Here is a 20,585-nt window from a genome sequence, read left to right as displayed (position 1 = left end):
ACTTGAAAAGAATTCGAAGAATCATGAAGAAGTATAATATCATTTGCCTCTTCCGAAGGGCGAATCCATATAGGCGTCTAATGAAGGCCACCCAGGAACATTCAGTGGTCCCTAACCTACTGGAGCGCAAATTCAATCAGGGTAAACCCGGGAAAGTGCTATTAACAGACATCACCTATTTGAACTATGGAAAAAGTTCCAGAGCTTATTTATCTATGATATTGGATGGCTCCAGCGGTGAAGCTCTTGCTTACCATGTGTCTGACAGAATGACTATGGAATTAGCCACAGATACCCTCAAAAAACTAAAGAAAAACAGAAGGTTTAAAAAACATAAAGACTCACTCATCCATTCAGATCAAGGGGTTCACTATACACATCCCCAATTTCAAAAAATGGTTAAAAAACTTGGAATCCGTCAATCAATGTCCCGAAGGGGCAACTGTTGGGATAATGCCCCCATTGAATCATTCTTTGGACACCTGAAAGATGAAACCTCTGTTAAACCCTGCCTGACATTAGAGGATGTACAAAAGGAAATTAAGCAATACATTACTTACTATAACCACCATAGATATCAATGGAATCGAAAAAAGATGACCCCTGTTCAATACAGAGATCATCTTTTAGAAGTAGCTTAGGCTTTTTTAAAATGTCCTTTACAAAGGGTACACTTTATTTTACTCCGTTGGTTCTTTTCTGTCTTTCTTACCGGCGGCAGGAATATCGTTTTTCGAGCTCGCGTGCAACATTGATTGTTAGTTCCGTAGTCACGTCAGGAACCGTTTTATTGAGTATAGGGGTGATGATTTTTTCCATCGGGCTGTAAGTGCTGATATCCAGTATCCCTTTGACTATGGTGTGAAATTCTGAGGACCTCTCCGCTTCAAAGGAACCACTCCCGGTGAATTTTTCATTCAATCCTTTCAAACTGAACGTCACTTTGGAAGGCTTAGTCCATTCCGTGATATTCACCCTCGCGTATATCTTTTTTTTCATCAGCCCAATATCGATCTTGAACTTCCAATCCGAGACTTTATCATTTATGATCTCATGTTCAATGTAACCTGGTACAAGGGGTGCCCAAGAATCGAGATTGCTGACAAATTGCCAAACATCCTCAATAGAAGCATCCACCAGCAGCTCATGACGTCCATTCCCCATCCAAAGTCCTCCTTGTGAGTGAACATTCGATTTAATCGCATGGCAGTGCTCATTTTATGAAAGCAGGACATCAAATATGTGCGAAAACTAAAACTGTTTCAGTAAATCAAGTAGTTCGGATAATTCCTTTATTTCGTAATCAGGGTTGATGTCTCCCTGATTATGGTCATGTCGATTAATCCAAACACTTTTTATTCCTGTTCTGTTCGCACCCAGGATATCCGTCCGTAAGTTATCCCCTACCATGATGACTTCTTCTTTCTTCAATGATAGTCTATCAAGCGCATGCAGGAACATAGCAGTATCCGGCTTTCCTTTTCCGATTGCTCCGGAAATGATGATTTCTTTGAAATATCGCATAAGCTCTTGTGTCATCTGCAGTTTGGTGTGTTGTAATTGTGGTGATCCATTCGTTAACAGCACCAAAACATAATCGCCCTTTAATGTATTTAATACTTGAAAAGTATCTTGATAAACAAAAGGATGCTTCTTCCGTTCAATCCTGAACCGTTCAGCTAAATCCTTTCCCAATTCTTTGTTGTTAACCCCAAGCCTTTGTAAACCGCTGGTCCAAGCTTTATCACGATATACAGGAACGATTTTCTTCATGTTAGAAAACTGTTCATGGTGGTCATCCTGAAAATCTCCCCATAGTCCTTCAAAGGGATTGATGCCGATCATCTGAGTGAATTCAAACGTTTCGTAAGAAGAATATAATTCCCTGGCCGAGTTTCTTACTTCCTCTTCCAGCTTGTCTGAATCAACTTCCACCTTTGTGCAGGCATACTCGCATGTTTCTTCAAATGCACGTTGTATACTTTTTGAATCCCATAACAATGTGTCGTCTAAATCAAAGAATACAGCTTTAATCATTCTCCAGCCCTCCGCTCTCACTTCGCTTATCAATAGATTACTAGCTCCTTACTGTTTAGTAAAGGGATCCATTTAGAAAATAAGAATAATTAATCAGTTAATTTTCAAGAAAATAGGGAAAATAATAAACATCTACTTAATATAGAGGTGAATAAAATGTGGATAGTTTATATCAGTATTGCCGTTGTGGCCGCAGCCATTATCATGTTAGCAGTGAGCGTTGTGAAAACGATGAAAACCACCCGGCCGATCATGCATTCAATCAATCATAGTGTTAACAGTATTCAGACCTGTGTCGATCATGTCACTGAAGAGACAGACCAGCTGCAAACCATACAAGAAGAAATTCAGGAAGACATTCAACACAAGAAAAGCTCAATCATGTTTACAGTGGAAGAAGCCAAAAGGACTCAGAAAGTTGCGAAGGAATTTGCAAACAGTATAAAACGGTAGGAAGTATCATCCTGATGTTCATCAGGATGATTACAATTGTTTTATTGTATACATAATAATATTATGATAACTCCGTATATTGATTCTTTCACACTTATACCTTATCAATTGAGATTTTCTTTGGACAGCCGTACACTAACTTTAGACAGTCAAATTCGAAAGGATGGTTCAAGTTGGCACAATCGATTAAAGGAAAGATTGCTTATATCACGGGGGCTGGCCGGGGAATCGGTAAAGCGGCGGCACTGGAACTTGCGCGTGAAGGGGTCCATGTCGGCCTGATTGCCCGGACAAAAAGTGCATTGGAGCAGGTTGCCGGGGAAGCAAATTCTCTCGGTGTGAATGCAAGTGTCGCAGCTGCAGATATTTCTGATATAGAACAAGTTGAGAAGGCCGTTTCTGCGTTACAGAATGAACTTGGTTCGGCTGATATCCTGATTAATAATGCAGGTATAGGCACGTACGGTCACTTTCTTGAAATTCACCCGGAAGATTGGAAGAGAACGTTTGAAGTGAATGTTTTCGGGACGTATCATATGACTCGCTCTGTTCTACCCCAGCTTATTGAGAAAAACCGAGGGGACATCATCAACATTTCATCCAGCAACGGTTTGAAGGGCACCGCAAAAAGCACTGCTTACAGTGGATCGAAGTTTGCTATACAAGGTATGACGGAAGCGCTGATGCAGGAAGTCCGCAAGCATAACATCCGTGTCATGACCTTGAACCCAAGCCTTGTTGCAACAGATTTGACCTTTGGCGATAAGCTGGATGAAGCCGATAAGGAGAAATACATGCAGCCGGAAGATTTGGCGGAACATATGGTCTCACAACTGAAGCTGCACCCGCGGATTTTCATCAAACAGTCGCTGCAGTGGGCGACGAATCCTTTTTAAAGGAAAATGAATGTACTCTTTGAAGAACGTGTGAGAGTTTTCATTAAGGATAGTGGTTGGATATCAACCAAACAATTCAAAAAATCCAAGGGATTCAAAAAATATTTTGATCCCTTGGATATTTCAGATTACGTTTTCTTGCGTTAATTACTTAAAACTATTTAATGCAAGTATCCGTGAAGAGCTCCCATTAGAGTAAAAATGATAAGATGGTCACCCACCGCGATAAGGAACGCATTTTTATTGATTAGTCCAAATAAAGTATTTTTCAGATACACGATTGAAATCAGTACCCCTGGGATAAGACCAGACAGTGCTCCTTCAATAACACCTGCAGAACCAGCCGATTGAACGAATAAACCTGTGATAAATGAACTGATAAATGCAACGATTACTGCAGCTGCATACGTTGCGGGGTGGTTACTTTGTTCTTTCTTCCTTAATAAAATTGAATAATAGATTCCCCCATACACCATATACAACAAGGCACCGGACAAAATAGCCAGTAAGTTGAGGTTTAAACCTTCCATAAACATAAGATTCCTCCATTAATTAGGTTCAATGGCTAAAGCAATTGCTTTGATTGTACATCTCAGGTCAAATGTCCCTTCCGCTTTTACCAATTTCACAAGCTCGATTGGATTTCCTAAATACCTGTATCCACTTTTCGGAAGCCAGTAGCTGTATAATTCGGAGTAGCATTCAATCAGTCTTATTCTCTCTTCATAGTCAACCGGTTCCTCAAACTCATATACGACATGCTTACCGCCTTTAAATGAATACAACGTTTCTTCTTCATCTAACCCTTTCCAATTGCCGGGTACTGCTATTCTGCATCCGTACCTGCTTTTTTCCGGGGTGGTGATATAAGGGTTGCTTTTGGGTTCGCCAAATATCAACGGGGATGCTTCTGTCATATTTCGGGCGTCTGCCCATCGAAATAGATCTGCCCAAGTTTCAGTTACTCCCTCAACATAGGAACCAATGTGAAATCGGTTGATGGTACTGCAGTCTGGAAAATGTACAATCTTCACTTTAGATAAGTCGAGCCATTGAAATCCATTATAATCACTTCTAAGGGAGGATTCTTTCGTTTTTGTGCTAACCTGTTTAGATTTCTTGCTATTTAGATATTCTCTTGGGAATCGTTCCAGGTAACCCCCATCCCTCCATTTTTTAGGACTGGTATGGAAGTAAGTTTGAAACGAGTAGGTGAAATAAGATAGTGATGAAAAACCACAGTGCAACGCTATTTGGGTAATGGTGAGATTGGATTCATAAATGAGTAAATGCGCAGCATTCTCCAATCGAATCCTCTTTACGTATCCGGCAGGAGTTTCGCCGATTATCCCTTTGAACATCCTCTGAAAATGAAATGGCGAATAGGTAGATACCTTTGCCAGCTGCTCTAAAGATAAATTATCATTTGTATGCTCGTGTATGTACTCGACTACTTTATTCACCTGGTTTAGCTGTAATTTATCATAATTCATAATCGACCCTCGCTGCCTTTTATTAACGTCTTGAAATTAGCTCCTCAAACGGTGGATCCTCTTACGTTTAAGCCAAGTTAAGCCCTTCTTTGAAAATCCTCTTTTTCACCTCTAATCATACACATGAAATCAGAGTTCATAAAAAGGTTATCACGTTCCCAGTCTTTAATTTATCATTCTATGAAATGATTCATCTACTGAATGTGAGCTGTTGACTTTTATAATAGCGAAAAATAGTTCTTTCAATCTTTCAGCCGACTCCACTAACGATTCTTCGTTAATTTCATCCGGGTATGTTTGAAGAAACTTATTGATGAATTCAGGCTCTAGCGTTTCGTACGCCTTGAATTGATGAAGTTTCTTGTTTTCATTGAGTATTTCTATTTGAAGGGTGAGGTCTCTCATTGCTTCAAGCATTTTCAGAGCGTAGATTAAATTATGACGCTTCAGTTCTGTTTGGAATTTCCTCATACAATAGCTAAACTCGAAAGAAGGGTCATCGCTGATCACATAGTTCGTTTGCAGAAACTGTTCATGTGCGGTTTTCATCTTCTTAGAAACCTCACCTGTTTTATCCACAACGACTTTCCATAAAGGCGATTTTACGTTTAAATACTCTCTGGATAGGATGGATACATTGAATTCAAGCCCATTCTCCATAAATGCAATGATGAGGTATATATGTTCTCTTAGCTTTAATTCTTTTATGTAGACGGATGGGAGATCATGGAAGAATTGGTGAACGAATGTCTTTTCTTTTTCTATTTCTACCAATCCGTACGCTGCCACCATTAAATCAATATCCGAATATCTATATTTATAACCTTTTACACCGGAGCCTAATTGAACGATGCCTTCAATAAATTCTGATGACGATAATCGGTTAATGGCGCTTGTAAAATATTGTTCTCTTTCTTTAGGAGTATACATCATTTTCCCACCCTATTCCTTTAATATAAATTATTTATACTACTTTCCCCTATCAGATCAATCATGCGAAATCTGTACAATACGTATGATCAATAATAGTGAAAAAACACCAATTGACTGATGGTGAAGAGGTAAATTTTTTTTGGTTTCAGCGTATTTCTTTTGCATGAAGGCCAGGACTGTTTCGGATAAAATGAGAAAGATAAATGGAAGAACGTATGGTTTCGAGAGCCAAATACCCATATATGGACCGTACTCAGTGTGATGAAAAACATTTATGATCAGATAAAATATAAATGTAATTCAGGACCTTTCCACCCTCCTATGACTTATAATCAATTTGCTCCTTTATATATGCTGCATCGCGTTTCCCGATTGTAAAATAATCAGCCCGTTTCCAACTCTCCCCGGAACGAATGCCGATCACCGCGCCTTCTGAAGAGAACCACATCCTCGAATCGATCAGAACTGCAGACCGTTTAGGACTAATGATTTTGATATGCACATCGGGTTTCTCAACTTGTTTCATATCTTGAGTCATCCGTTCCTTGCTTGAGTAAATCATAAAAAAGTTATCAACTGCTGACTGATTTTCTGTATCCTTGATCACTTTAGCCATATCAAATTGCCCTGCTGTTCTCTCGTTATTAAAACCTATTAAAATTTCCCTGCCAGCTTCCTCGGAATTCATCTTTCCTGTCAGAAAACCACCTGAAAAGATGGACAGAAACACTATGATAGTCCCTATGATTTTTAGTGATTTAATGGGGGTTCCTCCTTTGGTGAATATAGAAATAGTATTCCGGGAAATTTGCCAACTTTGATTCCTTTACTTATCTAAAATAAAATTCACTAAATCATCCTTATCCCCTAGAAATTTCTCCACTTGCGACAAATGATAAAACGAACTTGTTTCATCAAGATTATTGATATCTCCGTGTGAGGAATAGAGAATGATTCTCTTGTCAAGGGCGAGCGCGATGCCCAGCTCGATGTGGCTTCCCTTTCCAGCAGGGAGTAACATGATGACCACATCAGCTTGAATGACAGCTTCTTTTTCAAGCTGACCGATTTCTTGCAGTTTTTCTAATGAAACGGCAGGGTTGAGGGTCGTCCAGTCAAATGTATGAGTGTGACCATTCAGTTTCAACTTTTCACTGATATAACGAACGTTATGTATATTTTTTAAACTTGATGCGATATAGAACTTCATTTTGGATACCACTCTTCTATAAAGTTTTTGAAATAACAATAATATATACCAATTATTTCAAAATATGGCGGCAAACTCAATTAATTATTTCATTATGACCTCTTAAAAGCGGAAAGCCCGCTCCAGTCTGTTGCTGCGGATTAATGCAGACTGGACGAGGGGATATCCTTTCACTCTCATTCACGTTCAATGGTGAGCCCTTCTATGAAACGTTTGCCCATCAGTTTATCTTTTTTCCGGTTTTCTTTCGATTCAAAGATAATGTCAAAGTCGTAGTCTTCCGGGTATAATTCTTCTGCTGAAATATAAAGAGAAAGCCGTTTGTGTGGAATGCTTCTCCTTTCTTCCTGCACCTGTACGATATAGCGCCCCATGGCATCCGGTCCTTCAAAGACGATGCCGAGTTCCCCAGTCGGAGAGATTTTGACGTTATCTCCTTTAGTAAATTGGGTTATGACTGATTTGACCCCTGCTTTTTTAGTGTGATCTCTTCTTTTATATTTGCTGACGATGATTTGCTTTTCCATGTCTTTCTTTGTATGGAAATCTTGTTCTTCTGAGATATATGTTTTTGTTTCGCGATAAGTGATTTCATGTGCTTTTTCTATGATGGCAGGGTGCATCCCAAGCTTTAGGGCAATGGAAAATGCCTGACTTTCCCCTCCTTCCCCTACAATCAACTTGTAAGCAGGCTGCAGTGTGTCAATATTAAATTCCATACTTCCGTTCATGAAACCATCGTGTTCTTCTGCAAAATGCTTGATTTCACTGTAGTGGGTCGTTGCAAGTATGGTTGCCCCTTTGTCGTAAAGCTGATCGAGGATCGCAGTCGCAAGTCCCATGCCTTCCTTCGGGTCGGTTCCGGAACCGAGTTCATCCAGGAGTATCAATGTCCGGTCGTTTGTCTCCTTCAAAATCGCAATGATGTTTTTGACATGTGAACTGAAGGTGCTCAGGTTTTGCTCCAGGCTCTGACCGTCGCCAATATCAAGTAATATCTGTTCAAAAATACTGATTTCACTGCCTGAGTCTGCTGGTATGTGGAGCCCGCATTGTGTCATAAGTGTCAGAAGGCCGACCGTCTTGATAGTGACGGTTTTCCCGCCGGTGTTTGGTCCTGTAATGACCAATGCGTGATACGTGTCCCCCATCTCGATAGACAACGGTACAGCTCCTTTTCCTAATAGCGGATGCACAGCATTTTTCAAACGGACTTGATGGCTCTCATTTATTACTGCGCTCACTCCATCGATTGCTCGGCTGTATTTGGCCTTAGCAAAAAGGACATCATAGTGAACCATTGTCTCAATCGCCAGCTTGAACTGCGGTTCGCAGGTTTGGATGAGCCCCGTCAATGACCACAGGACATTCTCGATTTCCTGATCTTCCTGCAATTTGTACATGAGCAGCTGATCCTGCTGTATACTGAGTTCCTCCGGTTCGATATAGAGAGTGGAACCTGATGCGGAAGAATCAAGCATGGTCCCTTTCACTTTTCCTTTGTATTCCTTCTTGATCGGGAGGACATAACGGCCGTTCCGTTGGCTGACAATTGCTTCTTGAAGATAGGATTTGTACTTGGCCGATTTGACGATTGATAAAATTTTGTCCTTTAATCTTTCTTCCTGAATACTTACCTGCTTTCGGATACGAAGCAGTTCTTTGCTAGCATAGTCATCGACCCGGCCATTCCGGATGCAGCGGTTGATTTCTTCTGCCACTTCGGGGATGTCATCAATCGAGGACACGTAAGCTGATACCCTGGGTGCGAGCCATTGTTTATCCTGCATATATTTTTTCAGCTTTTTGCAGGTGTCGAGGAAATAATAGATGTTGGTCAGCTGGTCCGGTCTCAAAGGTACCCCCTTATGCAGATTTGCGACGAGTTTCTCAACGCCATCCAGTCCATGAATCGGTACGCTGGTGCTTTTTTCAAGAATCCTGACAGCCTCCGTCACTTCATCAAGGCGCATTTCGATTTGGCGCTTGATGGTCGATGGCGTCATATTCAACAGTTCGGTCTTCCCTTCCTCTGTGAGCGCAAATCTAGTCAGTTCTTCCTTTACACGATGAAATTCCAGTGTTTGAAAAGTCTTTTCGTTCAATGTTTTCTCCTCCAATAAAATAAAAATAGACCACAACAGAACAATGTCCATTGCGGCCTTCGTGACTTGTATACATGGTTCCCTTTGAGAGGAGCATATCTTTGTACACAAAAAGAGCTGTGCACAAAAGACACAGCTCTCCTAAAGTAAAGGGGTGTATAGGCTATGACCATTGTTCTTAACTACATTCTGCAGGCACAGCTAAATAAGCATATCACTCGCACAGTTTTGTAAACTGCCGAATGCCGGCAAAATGTCCGTATTCATTTAACGGTTAGTTAAGAACGACACCTAACATATAACATACTCCCTTTGATATACAAAGTTTATTTTCACCCTTATTGTATGCGGACGGTCAGAAAATGTCAATCACAAAATCAGAGGCACGGACCTCGTGTGTAAATGCGTTTTACAGGAGGCTTTTTCCCTTTGTAATGTAGTCACTCATGATCGATGGCGGTACAAGACTGCCTCCAGTTGCCCATACCAGGTGTGTTGCCTGGTTCAGCCTTCCGATTGTTCGCGGCATGGATTCCAGATGTCTTTGAATTACCTGGAGAGTCGGACCGAACATACCCGCCAACGCGGACGGTTCCAGTGATATATTTTCTGAAGCATGTAAGAGAGCCAGCATTTTAAACAGATTTTCATCGCTGACCGTGTAAACTCCGTTCAGAATTTCATTCACCATTTTTCCTGCGAGAGCAGATGGACGGCCAACTGCTAATCCATCTGCTTCTGTTTGGTTGCTTAAACCAATGTCACGGACAGAAATGGCTTCGTGTTTTCCTGTGGAAAGTCCGAGCAGCATACACGGTGAATCCACAGGTTCCGCAAAATAGCAATGAACATGCTCTCCGAATACATGTTTCAAACCATATGTCACCCCGCCCGGACCTCCACCCACACCGCATGGTAAATAAACGATGAGAGGATGTTCTTGATCGACATTAATGCCCTCTCTCTCTAACTGTTTGTGGAGTCTTAATGCGGCGACGGCATACCCCATGAACAGGTCCCTTGAATTTTCATCATCGATGAAAAAACAATTCGGATCCAAAGTGCATTGGTTCCTTCCTTCCTCCACCGCATGAGAAAAGTCATTTTCATGCTCCACGACCTGTACCCCTTTTTCTCTGAGGAGATCTTTCTTCCATTGCTTTGCTTCACGAGACATATGAACAGTCACCTTGAAGCCGAGCGCAGCTCCCATCATTCCAATACTCAAGCCGAGGTTCCCGGTTGATCCGACGGCGATGGAGAATTGAGAGAAGAAATCAATAAACTTTCTGTCTGCCATTACTGAGTAGTCATCTGTCTTCCGTATGAAATTGTGTTTCAGTGCCAGAGTTTCAGCAATTTTCAGCACTTCATAAATACCGCCCCGGGCTTTGATGGAGCCTGCGATTGGCAGCTGGTTGTCACATTTCAGCATCAACTTACCCGGAATGTTTATTTGATAATAATCTTGAAGGGACATTTGCATATTTGGGAGGTTCTTGACAGGTGATTCAATAATTCCGCTCGTTTGCCCGGTCTCCGGAAAAACCTCTTTTAAATATGGAGCAAATCGTGAAAGCAGCTGTCCGGCTTCGATCATTTCTTTTGATTCCGACGAACCGCTAAGCTTTAATCTGTCGTTGGCCCAAAAAGTTTCCTTCTTCACTTGTAAGTCTGAAAGCAAATCTCCGTCTAAATGATTTGTAAAGTCCACCATGGGTCCTCCTTACTGAACTTGTGTATTTAATATACTTACCATAGTTCCAAATTGATGGTTCCGTTTCACTAAGTCTTGTCCTGTGTGGTTCAACATAGATACAATATATTGAAAGAAGGGATTACATCTTTAATTCCTTGGTCATGAACAAACTGTTTGGGTCTGCCTTGTAGTTTCCAAACGGTTCACAATAGGTAAATCCGAAGCTTTCATATAGTCTTCTCGCCGGGGCAAAGGCTGCCATGGATCCTGTTTCGAGACTCAAACGTCGATAGCCTCGTTTTGCTGCCTCTTCTATGATGTGTAAAAGGATTTTCTTCGCTGCACCTTTTCTAAGATGAGCCGGGGAAGTTTTCATAGACTTGATTTCCCCCTGCTCGCTGTCGAGTTCTTTCAAGGCACCGCAGCCTGCCAGTTCGCCATCATCCCACACACCCCAGAACGTAATATCCGGCTGCTTCAGTCCATCAAGATTAAGTGCATGCCTGCTTTCGGGCGGTGAATGAATGGCCATGTCCCGGAGATGATCCATGATCAGTTCAGTTGCTTCTTTCCCAATATCATTATCCAGCTTGATTTCCATCTGCATTTCTCCTTTTTAAAGGTTGACAACAATTATCTACGAAAAGCATCTTACCATATTTTATTAATCAACAGGTATGAGAATGTAAAAAAGCCTTCCAGCGATCCGGTCAGTTCATGCCGCATCACTGGAAGGGTAACAAATTAAAGTTCACTCTATTTTATTCCCTTCAGCGGGAATCGGGTGTTCTTTAAGGAGTCTTGCAAAATGAAGGAGGTTATAAGCCATGATTTTAGCGTGCTGCTGAGTGAATTCGTTATCTTTCCCATTCGCTTCGATATAGGAATCACCCGGTCCGGCTTCCCCTACCCAATAAGTATCAACATTCGGAGGGATTGTAAACCCAAGATGGGAAAGGCCGTAAAGTATGGAGGCTGAAGCATGCTTAGCCCCATCTTCGTTTCCTGTGACGATCGCTCCTCCCACTTTGTTGTAGTAGAGATACTGACCTTTGTCGTTTGTCAGGCTGCTTCCACCATACAGTCTTTCAATTGCAAGTGTAGCGATGCTGCTTTTTTCACCGAGCCAGAGCGGTGTCCCGACAATCACTATGTCTGCCTGTTTTACTTTTTCAAAAATTTCAGGCCACTGATCGCCTTCCCCGGCGTCTGGTGTAATGCCGTATGAAATCGAGTAATCAGCCAGCCGGACAACTTCAGAGCCTGCCCCTTCCCTGTCAAATATTTCAATGATCTCATTCATTAAAGCTGCTGTATTCGACTGCTCATCTCCGCTCTTCAATGAACAGTTTAATAATAATACGTTAACCATCATCTCATCCTCCCTATTCCATTCTCCTACACTAATACCCTTTCAAAGAATCAGTAAACGACGAGATTAGTTGAAACCATTACCCTCATATTTACGTTTTTACGATAAAAGTAAAATTACAGGGAGGAATGAAAATGAACATCCTTATTGGCATCCAATTATTTGTCATTTCGATTTTTCTGCTGCTCGGCTGGGCTGTCCGATATAAAAAGGTTTACGGGTTGGTATCAGAATTCATCAACCGGCCGGAGAAGGAGCAGGAGGAATTGATCAAGAACGGCTACCCTCAATTAATGGGCGCTTTACTGATCTTGACAGCCTTCTGTATGCTTATTTTTCAACCGCTGGCATTCTCTTCATTTTCCTATGTAATGGAGGTTCAGTTCGGCTTTATGATGGTTTTTTTGATGGGAGGGATGATTTATTTATCCAGATATGAAGTCCCCTCTAAACGAAACAGGAGGTACTGGGTCAATTCCATTCTTATGGTCTTGGTGCTTGGCCTGATCGGGGTTCTCACTTATACGGGTTATCAGAAGAATGAATTGATTATTTCAGATGAATCCTTTTAAATTACCGGCATGTATGGTGAAGTGTGGAAAAAGAAAAAAGGAAGACATCAAATCGGTGCAGCTTCTGGACGAAATGCCGGAAGTCACATGGAAAATCAATGGATTTGGACTTTCTATAATGGCGAAAGGTGTGTTTAAAGTAAAAGATTACGGAAAGAGCCTCCTGTTCATTGAGAAAGAGCCGCCTTATATTTATGTAAATGTTGGTGAAGAGCATGTATTCATCAATGGGAGCTCCCCTGAACAAACACGTTTTTGGTATAGCGAATTAACGGATTGATTTCCAATAGCCGGGTTTTCTTATTCATTTATTGCACATAAAATCTTAAACGGTTCCTCCAGAAGACTGGTATGAAGAGACTGGTGATATCGGCAAAGCATATCATATACGTGAGTGTATGAACTTGTACATAAGGTATTAAATTGTTAGATGAATTTGGACACCGGGATGATAATTTGAGATAGTTAAATAAAGATTTGAATACTACTTTAAAGGGGACACAGATATGTTAACTGTTCTATTCGCATTAGTCGGGATCGTCCTTTCGGTATATTTATTGATAAAGTTCACCCCTGCTTTTGGCCAAAAGCCAGCCCGGGAAAGAGTGCAGATGTCTCTAAACTACTCAAACGGATCTTTCAAGAACCAAACCCCCACTTCTATGAGTACGGATTTTATGAGTTCCATTACGATGATCAGGGACATGTTCATGAGAAAGGCAAATCGAAAACCTGAACATCCACTTCCTGTGACCAAATTTCCTTCGCTTCGTCATCCGTACCATCAAACGAATATCACTTGGTTCGGCCATTCTGCCTGTATGATTGAAATCGACGGAAAGCACCTCCTCCTTGATCCCATGTTTGGAGACTCACCGTCCCCATTCCCCTTATTTGGCGGAAAAAGGTTCAGTAAAGTACTTCCTTTCTCAATAGAAGAGCTTCCGAAAATTGATGCAGTTATTCTTTCCCATGACCATTACGACCATCTTGATTACGGAACGATTCAAAAATTGAATGATAAAGTTAATCAATTCTTTGTTCCGATTGGAGTAGGAAGTCACCTGGAACGCTGGGGAGTACATCCTGATATGATCTATGAACTTGATTGGTGGGAAGAGATCGAATTCTATGGACTTACTCTAGCGTCTGCACCGGCAAGGCATTTTTCCGGAAGAAACATACATGACCGGAACAGTACATTGTGGTGCTCCTGGATCATCAAAGGACAGGATTCGACTATCTTTTTCAGCGGGGACAGCGGGTACGGCCCACATTTCAAGGAGATCGGGGAACGATACGGACCATTCGATCTTACCTTGATGGAGTGCGGGCAGTATGATCCGAGATGGGCCCCCATTCACATGCTTCCAGAAGAAACCGTCCTGGCTCATAAAGATGTCAAAGGTTATTTGTTGCTTCCCATTCACTGGGGTGCCTTCACGCTGTCCTTTCATGAATGGACAGAACCGATTATACGAGTGACGATTGCTGGAGAAGAAGAAGGCATCAAGGTTCTCACACCGGCGATTGGTGAGACAATCTTATTGCATGAAGCTCCTTATCCCTCTTCTAGATGGTGGGAGGAAGAATTGAAGTAACTAAGTACCCCAGCATAAACAAATTAAAAAAGAGGGTGGGACAAAAGTGTTTTAGTCTAATTAAAACCCGAACTAATTTGCCTTCTTACAGGCAAATTAGTTCGGGTTTTTATTTTGTTCAATGTACATTTGGATTTTAGCTCTTTCCAGCGGTTGATTGGAGTGCAAGACGAAGACTCCTGCGGGAAAAGTAGCTTATTAGAAAAGTGGAAGGGCTTTGCTCTGAGGCGGGTGGCATAAGACGAATCGTCCTGGAAGGCGCACTTTGCCTTCTTGATCGGTTTGGCTTATGTCATGTGCCTCTAAGCCCTGCAGCTAGACAAGTGAGACCCCACAGGAGCGAACGCGACGAGGAGACTCACGGGCTACCCGCGGAAAGCGAAGTCTTGCATGGAAATCATTAGCGGTATTAAGAACATGCACTGAAATTGTTCGTCTTTATGTCGTGGTTTATTCGTTTTGTCCCTGCCCCTTTTTCGTAACGGTTAGAGATGAGCTTTTGCAATATGGCAGTAATAGATTCATACTTACTAATGCCATTCCTTCCTAAACACATTCTCGCAAAGAACTTTAGAAGGTTCGTATTTTAACAGTTATTCTTTTCTTTTTTAGCAAAACGTAAGTAGTCTACTTTAAACACACCTGCCAGGTTGATAGTTGATCATTAAAGCAGAATGACTTACTTTCCACGGGACACGGAACCTGTCCCTGCGTCCCGATTGGTTAGCGTGAAGAAGGCTGCGGCACCCAGTAAGGCCGTTGAGAATAAGACGGCGCCCATGGGAACGGCGGTGGTTTCGTCGATGCCGACAAGGGGTGCGACGAGGGAACCGACTACCAGCGGGAGCATGCCGAGCATGGCGCTTGCGCTGCCGGCACGGTGTCCCTGTTTTTCCATGGCGAGTGTAAAGGTGCTGGTCAGAATCATCCCCATCGATGTCATATAAATAAAGATCGGGATAACGAGTGTCGCGAGCGGACCTTGGATAATGGTTGCAATCAGCAAGACTGATGTGGCGCTCACTGCTGTTATCACGGCGATCCGGAGCAGATTTCTTTCCGGTATCATGTCACTGAACTTGCCGATCATGAAACTGCCCGATATGATTGCCAGGCCATTGATACCGAAAAGAAAACTGAACGCCTGAGGGGATACATCGTAGATACCCTGGTACACAAACGGCGTGCCGGCTACATAGGCAAAGCTGCCCCCGTGAATAAGTCCGATGGTCAGAACATAGCCGACAAACGTTCGGTCTGTCATCAGACTTCCCATTGTTCTAAGTGATGCGCCAATTGAAGCCGGAATCCTCTTTTCTGGCGGAAGGGTTTCCTTCAACTTCATGGCAATTGTCAGAACAATCACGAAACCTACTAATCCAAGAAAATAGAAAATCGTATGCCACGAAGCAAACGGCAGAAGTAGGATGGCCCCGCCTGTAATCGGAGCAACCATCGGCGCAGTTGCATTGATTACCATTAGCAAGGCGAAGAATTTTGTCAGCTCCCTCCCGCTGAATACGTCACGAACTACGGCACGGGAAAGGACGATCCCCGCTGATGCAGTGAACCCCTGAATAAAACGTGCTGCTATCAGTACTGAGATATTCGGAGAAAGCGCACATAGAATGGAAGATAAACCAAATAGAAAAATAGAAATTAATAGAGGCTTCCTTCTGCCTTGGGCATCACTGATCGGTCCGATCACGACCTGACCGATTGCAAGCCCGATCAAGCATGCCGTCAGACTGAGTTGCACCATTGAAGCACTGGCATTCAAGTCAGCAGCTATCCCGGGGAAACTTGGCAGGTACATATCAATATTAAGTGGGCCGAGGATTCCAAGCATTCCGAGAAGAAACGCGAATCCAACCCGATTTTTACCGGTTGGTTGATGGTTCATGAGCGTAAACACCTTCCTGATGATTAAGTTAAGTCGTAATAAATCTTTGTTGATTCTAGCAGAGGAATGAGGTGTTTACAATTGATTTGTCTTGGGAATAGAGTTAAATGGTCCGTCCCATTTTCGATTGTATCTGTTGGGATGATTCATCCAGATGGACAAACCGACCTTTTTATTTCATATTTCTTTTCCTATAAAAGGAGTCGGTTCACCTACACTGAATAGGTGGAGTTCATGCATTGCCCTTGTACAAGCTGTATAAAATAGACGGCGAAGTTTCTCGTCTCCGTATTGTATAGAAGATGCATCATAAATGATGACTGCATCGAATTCGATCCCTTTTGCTAAATAGGACGGAATGACGACCACACCTTGTTCATATTCCAATGAACCGATTTTCATGAGTTTGAGATCTTCCATTTCTCGCAATTGTTCATATGCCGCTTCGCTTTCAGCAGCCGTTTTGCATATGATAGCAATGGAACCATGGGAACGTTTTCGCAGTTCATGAATTTTGGATACGATACGCTGGTGAAGATCACGATGATCTTCCACCTTTGTCAGCTCAGGTTTTTGCCCTTCCCTGTCAAAAGCTGTAATCTTGTGACCGTCAGGAACAAGTCTTCTTGTGAATTCGATGATCGGTCTTGTGGACCTATAACTTTGGGACAGCATGATCGCATCGGTATCGGATGGCCCGTACAAACCTGTCAATGTGTTGAAGTCCACATGTTCACGGGCATGGGCAAAGATGGCCTGGTTAAAATCGCCAAGTACCGTCATTTTCGCTGCTGGAAACAGCCTCTTCAGAAATTCAAATTGAAAAGCGGAATAATCCTGAGCTTCGTCAATTAACACATGCCTGATCGAAGTATTCGTCTGAAAGCCCAGTATCAGCTCCTTCAAAAGCAGGAATGGAGTCGCGTCTTCATAAAACAGCTTCCCTTCAGCCAGCATGCGCACAGTCAAACGGCAAATCTTCTCCCACTCATCAGGTGGCGTCCCTTCCATCAATGACTCGATTGCAGTTGGTTCGGCAAAAAATTGATGGTAGATCCCTTTTATATCTACATGAAGCAGCCGATCAATCTTTTTTCGCAGCTTCCTGAACCTCTTGCGGACAATCATGCGTGAAAGCGCAGCGTACTCAACTTCATAATTGTCAAACGGACCTTCTTTGGATGCTTTATTCTCCCTTAAGTGTTTATACACTTTTTCGTAATCCTCTTTACTCAGCAATTCAATTTTTTCCTCTACCCAGGGCTTCGTCCTTTCGAGTTTCTCTGCTTCACCAATCTTTTTAATCAGCCACTCGTTCAACTTTTCAATTCTGTTGTGGAATTTGAGAGTGGTATCGTGCGTATAAAATCGTTCTGTGATCTGTTGCGCTGTGACAATCGATTCACCTCTGAATTTGATCCCCTTGAACTTCATTCCGGAGGATTCAAGTGACAATCTGTAAGCTTTAATTGCTTCAAAAAATTGGGTCGATGCCTTGAATCGGATGCTCTCGGTCCTCGTAAGGTAAGATGGGGAATCCATTTCTTTCAACACATATTCCAGCTGGTCATATGGCCCCTCGACTTGGAATTCTGAACTTAATCGATGGTTCAAATATTCCTGGAATGTCACTTGTTCCATGTTTTCTTCACCAAGTTCAGGCAGTACATTGGATACGTAGCTATTAAACATCGCATTGGGTGAGAACAGAATGATTTGATCAGCGTTCAACGTGCCTCGATACTTATAAAGCAGATATGCAATCCGCTGCAGCGCAGCGGATGTTTTTCCGCTTCCGGCTGCACCCTGGACGATGAGCAGCCGTCCCTTATCGTGCCTGATAATTTGATTTTGTTTTTGTTGAATGGTGGCAACGATGCTTTGCATATAATGATCGGTTCTCTTACCTAGCACTTGCTGCAGAATCTCGTCCCCGATTGTCAGGCTTGTATCGAACATGGCCTTGATGCTGCCATCTTTGATGATGTACTGCCACTTTTTCTCCAATTCCCCTTTAACCTGGCCGCCTAGTGTTTCATATTCAGCTGTCCCAGGGGGAAAATCATAGTACACACTCGAAATAGGTGCACGCCAGTCATAGATAAGGAAGTCATCCCCGGATTCGTCTGTGAGTGTGGCAATACCGATATATACCTGCTGGGCTGACGATTCACCGTTTTCCAGAAAATCAATGCGACCAAAATAAGGCTTTTCTTTCATGCGCCGGAGAGAGATTAACTTTTTCACAGCCTGCCTGTGCGTGCTCTGACTTACAGTCAATACTTGGGCTTGCTGCCTTAAGGTAAGCACGGTCTCCAGAAAGTCATCGAACGTATCAGTATTCACCTTGACCTCATCCCAGAAGTTTTTGCGGATTTCCATCACTTCATCCTGACGGCGTCCGGTTTCTTTCTCCAGACTTTCAATTTGTTCAATGATTGTCTCTATCACTTGATTCACACGTTCTTGCTCCTGCCGGATTTCGAGTTTCATCTAAGCACTCCTTTTCAAGAAAAATTTGGGGTTGACTCATTGATTGTTAATGGTATATAATTATTATTGAGGGAATTTGTTTTATTTTCCCATTTTTATGTGTTTCTGTACTAATTTATCACAAATCCATTCCTATATCAATAGTATTTTTTACGACTGCCAGAAGATCGAGTCTCGATCTTCTGGCAGTTTTTTGTCTGAAGAGAAGGATGCTTCTGCCATCCGTTCTCAAATCTTTCAAAAGGTCTGTTACATCGTGCATTCGCACATACTATTTATCTGGACGGGCAGGTAATTGGTAATGATTCATGTAAAGTTTCCTTGACGTAAAGTTTCCTTTACATCATAATGAATTCTATAAGGGGGATTGTTTCTTTGGAGAATAATCTCGTAAAGTACAGAAAAACATTCGGCTACTCCCAGGAAAGACTTGCTGCAAAGCTTGGTGTTTCCCGTCAGACGATTATTTCGATAGAAAAAGGGAAATATGATCCTTCCCTGCAGTTGGCCTTTCAATTAGCACGTGTTTTCGATACCACGATTGAAGATTTATTTATCTATCACACAAAGGGGGGATATGAATGAAGCAAAATAAATGGTATTTCATTATTGGGGGCATTTTTGCCGCTCAAGGTATCTTCATTTTAGCAGTCGGTATAATTGATGGCAGCATTCCATTCTACGCCCTGCCACTTTTTGCAATGGCTGTGATGAGCTTCTGCATGAGCTATCTGCATCCTCACTTCAAACAAAAGGACGAACGGATGAGAATGATTCGCGAGAAAGGAATGTTCTATTCCTACTTTGCTCTTTTAAGCTACTTTATGATCTTGATGTGGGTACTCCAATTTGATCTTATCCAGCTTACTGCTATGAATCTGTTGTACATCATCATGGCATTGACAATCATGACCGTATTCATTTCAATGGCGGTTGTTGCGAAAGTTAATTAAATATCGAAAACAGGCTATTTCTCCCGATGCGCCCGTCACAGAGCGATTACGTCTTAACGTGACTTGGGACGGGCTTGAATGAGGGATAGGATTGTTTGACAATTTCTAGTAAACGCTCGTTGTTCTCAGAAGAAACGTTTTCGGATAATCTTGGCCCTGCTATTATTGGTGCCCATTCAACTATTTCATTTTTGGAAAGTCCGCTTTTTTGACAATAAAGCCGTAAATATAATTCAGCGAGTTCTTAAGAAACCTGTGAATAGAGAAGATAAGACCGGCAGACATCTGCACGGATATTCCCGCTGCGAGTTCTCCCATTGTTCTACCTTTTACATATTCCATGATGATTGCCTGTTTACCGTTTATTTCTTCACACATATCATTTCAGGAACCGGAAGTCCGTTCGAATGGGCAAACGTTTGTTTATTCGCTTCGTAATTAGCTTGCCCATCAGGCAAGTGTTCGTTAAAAACCTTGACAATTTTATTCTCGAAGAGATAGACTTTCGCTGTGTTTCCAACAGCGATTGGATCGGTTACATACATTGTATCTCTCCTCTATTTTCAATAGCTTCAAATCAGGTTTCTCAGTCTTCTTCATAATAAATCTTGTAAAAATTTCATTAGTAAATAACTCTTTATTCTTAAGCTCCTTTATGCGAATTTTTCTGGATTTTTTACTCTTAAGGCAAGTACCAATCCGCATTTTAAGCAAAAATCCGCCTCTACTTCCGAACTCTTTATTATGGCCCGTTTCTTAAAAAGTGAGCCATATCCCTTAAAATCCCCTGTTCTCATTTCTATTGAACCACAACAAGGACAATTCTATTTAATCAGAGTCATTCCCTCCCTTTCAATGAATCTCA

General features: G+C 42.1%; 21 protein-coding genes and 1 pseudogene. 8 read left to right on the top strand and 14 right to left on the bottom strand.

Annotation, left to right across the window (positions count from 1 at the left end; translation table 11 throughout):
* On the top strand, positions 1-641 hold a 641-nt coding region (locus HP456_RS06815; protein WP_172249389.1), incomplete at its 5' end, for an IS3 family transposase.
* Positions 642-708: 67 nt separating this feature from the next.
* Here the strand turns inward: HP456_RS06815 and HP456_RS06810 are convergent.
* Together HP456_RS06810 and HP456_RS06805 are read right to left on the bottom strand one after the other, a co-directional pair.
* Entirely contained in the window at positions 709-1,164 is a 456-nt protein-coding gene (locus HP456_RS06810; RefSeq protein WP_172249387.1) for an SRPBCC family protein, read from the bottom strand.
* A gap of 87 nt (positions 1,165-1,251) precedes the next feature.
* A complete protein-coding gene (locus HP456_RS06805; RefSeq protein WP_172249385.1) occupies positions 1,252-2,037 on the bottom strand; it encodes an HAD family hydrolase in 786 nt (261 codons plus the stop codon).
* Between the two features lie 156 nt (positions 2,038-2,193).
* Between HP456_RS06805 and HP456_RS06800 the strand changes: the two genes are divergently transcribed.
* Complete coding sequence (locus HP456_RS06800) at positions 2,194-2,490, top strand: DUF948 domain-containing protein (RefSeq protein WP_172249383.1); 297 nt, start codon at positions 2,194-2,196, stop codon at positions 2,488-2,490.
* 173 nt (positions 2,491-2,663) lie between these two features.
* Entirely contained in the window at positions 2,664-3,386 is a 723-nt protein-coding gene (locus HP456_RS06795; RefSeq protein ID WP_172249381.1) for a 3-ketoacyl-ACP reductase, read from the top strand.
* A 161-nt stretch (positions 3,387-3,547) separates the two neighbouring features.
* Here the strand turns inward: HP456_RS06795 and HP456_RS06790 are convergent, their stop codons facing one another.
* The 9 genes from HP456_RS06790 to HP456_RS06750 all read right to left on the bottom strand — a co-directional run bounded on the left by HP456_RS06790 (position 3,548) and on the right by HP456_RS06750 (position 12,201).
* Complete coding sequence (locus HP456_RS06790; protein ID WP_172249379.1) at positions 3,548-3,922, bottom strand: DUF1761 domain-containing protein; 375 nt, start codon at positions 3,920-3,922, stop codon at positions 3,548-3,550.
* Positions 3,923-3,934: 12 nt separating this feature from the next.
* On the bottom strand, positions 3,935-4,879 hold the full coding sequence (locus HP456_RS06785) for an AraC family transcriptional regulator (protein WP_172249377.1): 945 nt from the start codon (positions 4,877-4,879) through the stop codon (positions 3,935-3,937).
* A 165-nt stretch (positions 4,880-5,044) separates the two neighbouring features.
* The gene (locus tag HP456_RS06780; RefSeq protein ID WP_172249375.1) at positions 5,045-5,812 is read right to left on the bottom strand and encodes an aminoglycoside 6-adenylyltransferase; all 768 of its coding nucleotides are present in this window, start codon (positions 5,810-5,812) and stop codon (positions 5,045-5,047) included.
* A gap of 319 nt (positions 5,813-6,131) precedes the next feature.
* Positions 6,132-6,542: a hypothetical protein gene (locus HP456_RS06775; protein WP_172249373.1), complete on the bottom strand. Its 411-nt coding sequence runs from the start codon at positions 6,540-6,542 to the stop codon at positions 6,132-6,134.
* A 96-nt stretch (positions 6,543-6,638) separates the two neighbouring features.
* On the bottom strand, positions 6,639-7,022 hold the full coding sequence (locus HP456_RS06770; RefSeq protein ID WP_172249371.1) for a group-specific protein: 384 nt from the start codon (positions 7,020-7,022) through the stop codon (positions 6,639-6,641).
* Positions 7,023-7,198: 176 nt separating this feature from the next.
* On the bottom strand, positions 7,199-9,127 hold the full coding sequence (locus HP456_RS06765; protein ID WP_172249370.1) for an endonuclease MutS2: 1,929 nt from the start codon (positions 9,125-9,127) through the stop codon (positions 7,199-7,201).
* Positions 9,128-9,536: 409 nt separating this feature from the next.
* Complete coding sequence (gene dsdA / locus HP456_RS06760; RefSeq protein ID WP_172249368.1) at positions 9,537-10,844, bottom strand: D-serine ammonia-lyase; 1,308 nt, start codon at positions 10,842-10,844, stop codon at positions 9,537-9,539.
* Positions 10,845-10,965: 121 nt separating this feature from the next.
* Complete coding sequence (locus tag HP456_RS06755; protein WP_172249366.1) at positions 10,966-11,427, bottom strand: GNAT family N-acetyltransferase; 462 nt, start codon at positions 11,425-11,427, stop codon at positions 10,966-10,968.
* A 150-nt stretch (positions 11,428-11,577) separates the two neighbouring features.
* Complete coding sequence (locus HP456_RS06750) at positions 11,578-12,201, bottom strand: flavodoxin family protein (protein WP_172249364.1); 624 nt, start codon at positions 12,199-12,201, stop codon at positions 11,578-11,580.
* 131 nt (positions 12,202-12,332) lie between these two features.
* Between HP456_RS06750 and HP456_RS25010 the strand changes: the two genes are divergently transcribed.
* From HP456_RS25010 to HP456_RS06740, 3 genes are all read left to right on the top strand, one after another.
* On the top strand, positions 12,333-12,770 hold the full coding sequence (locus HP456_RS25010; RefSeq protein ID WP_246288824.1) for a DUF3784 domain-containing protein: 438 nt from the start codon (positions 12,333-12,335) through the stop codon (positions 12,768-12,770).
* 55 nt (positions 12,771-12,825) lie between these two features.
* Positions 12,826-13,050, top strand: coding sequence for a hypothetical protein (locus HP456_RS25005; RefSeq protein ID WP_246288822.1), 225 nt, complete (start codon positions 12,826-12,828; stop codon positions 13,048-13,050).
* Between the two features lie 226 nt (positions 13,051-13,276).
* Positions 13,277-14,371 carry an MBL fold metallo-hydrolase gene (locus HP456_RS06740; RefSeq protein ID WP_172249362.1) on the top strand — a complete coding sequence of 365 codons (1,095 nt, stop codon included), beginning with the start codon at positions 13,277-13,279 and terminating at the stop codon, positions 14,369-14,371.
* A gap of 679 nt (positions 14,372-15,050) precedes the next feature.
* Here HP456_RS06740 and HP456_RS06735 read toward each other — a convergent pair.
* Both HP456_RS06735 and helD read right to left on the bottom strand, forming a co-directional pair.
* A complete protein-coding gene (locus HP456_RS06735; protein ID WP_172249360.1) occupies positions 15,051-16,274 on the bottom strand; it encodes a Bcr/CflA family efflux MFS transporter in 1,224 nt (407 codons plus the stop codon).
* A gap of 177 nt (positions 16,275-16,451) precedes the next feature.
* Complete coding sequence (gene helD, locus HP456_RS06730) at positions 16,452-18,767, bottom strand: RNA polymerase recycling motor HelD (RefSeq protein WP_172249358.1); 2,316 nt, start codon at positions 18,765-18,767, stop codon at positions 16,452-16,454.
* Positions 18,768-19,142: 375 nt separating this feature from the next.
* Here helD and HP456_RS06725 point away from each other — a divergent pair, with 375 nt between their 5' ends.
* Together HP456_RS06725 and HP456_RS06720 are read left to right on the top strand one after the other, a co-directional pair.
* Entirely contained in the window at positions 19,143-19,352 is a 210-nt protein-coding gene (locus HP456_RS06725) for a helix-turn-helix transcriptional regulator (RefSeq protein WP_172249356.1), read from the top strand.
* On the top strand, positions 19,349-19,720 hold the full coding sequence (locus tag HP456_RS06720; protein ID WP_172249354.1) for a permease: 372 nt from the start codon (positions 19,349-19,351) through the stop codon (positions 19,718-19,720). Before HP456_RS06725 ends, HP456_RS06720 begins: the two co-directional genes overlap by 4 nt.
* A gap of 46 nt (positions 19,721-19,766) precedes the next feature.
* On the opposite strand, the pseudogene HP456_RS06715 reads toward HP456_RS06720, so the two are convergent.
* Positions 19,767-20,265: pseudogene (locus HP456_RS06715) on the bottom strand (aminoglycoside phosphotransferase family protein).
* Positions 20,266-20,585: the final 320 nt, after the last annotated feature.

The organism is Bacillus haikouensis (assembly GCF_013179555.1).
GTDB lineage: Bacteria > Bacillota > Bacilli > Bacillales > Bacillaceae_B > Rossellomorea > Rossellomorea haikouensis_A.
Note: the sequence above shows the minus strand (reverse complement) of the source record. Positions and strands in the feature narration are given on the sequence as shown.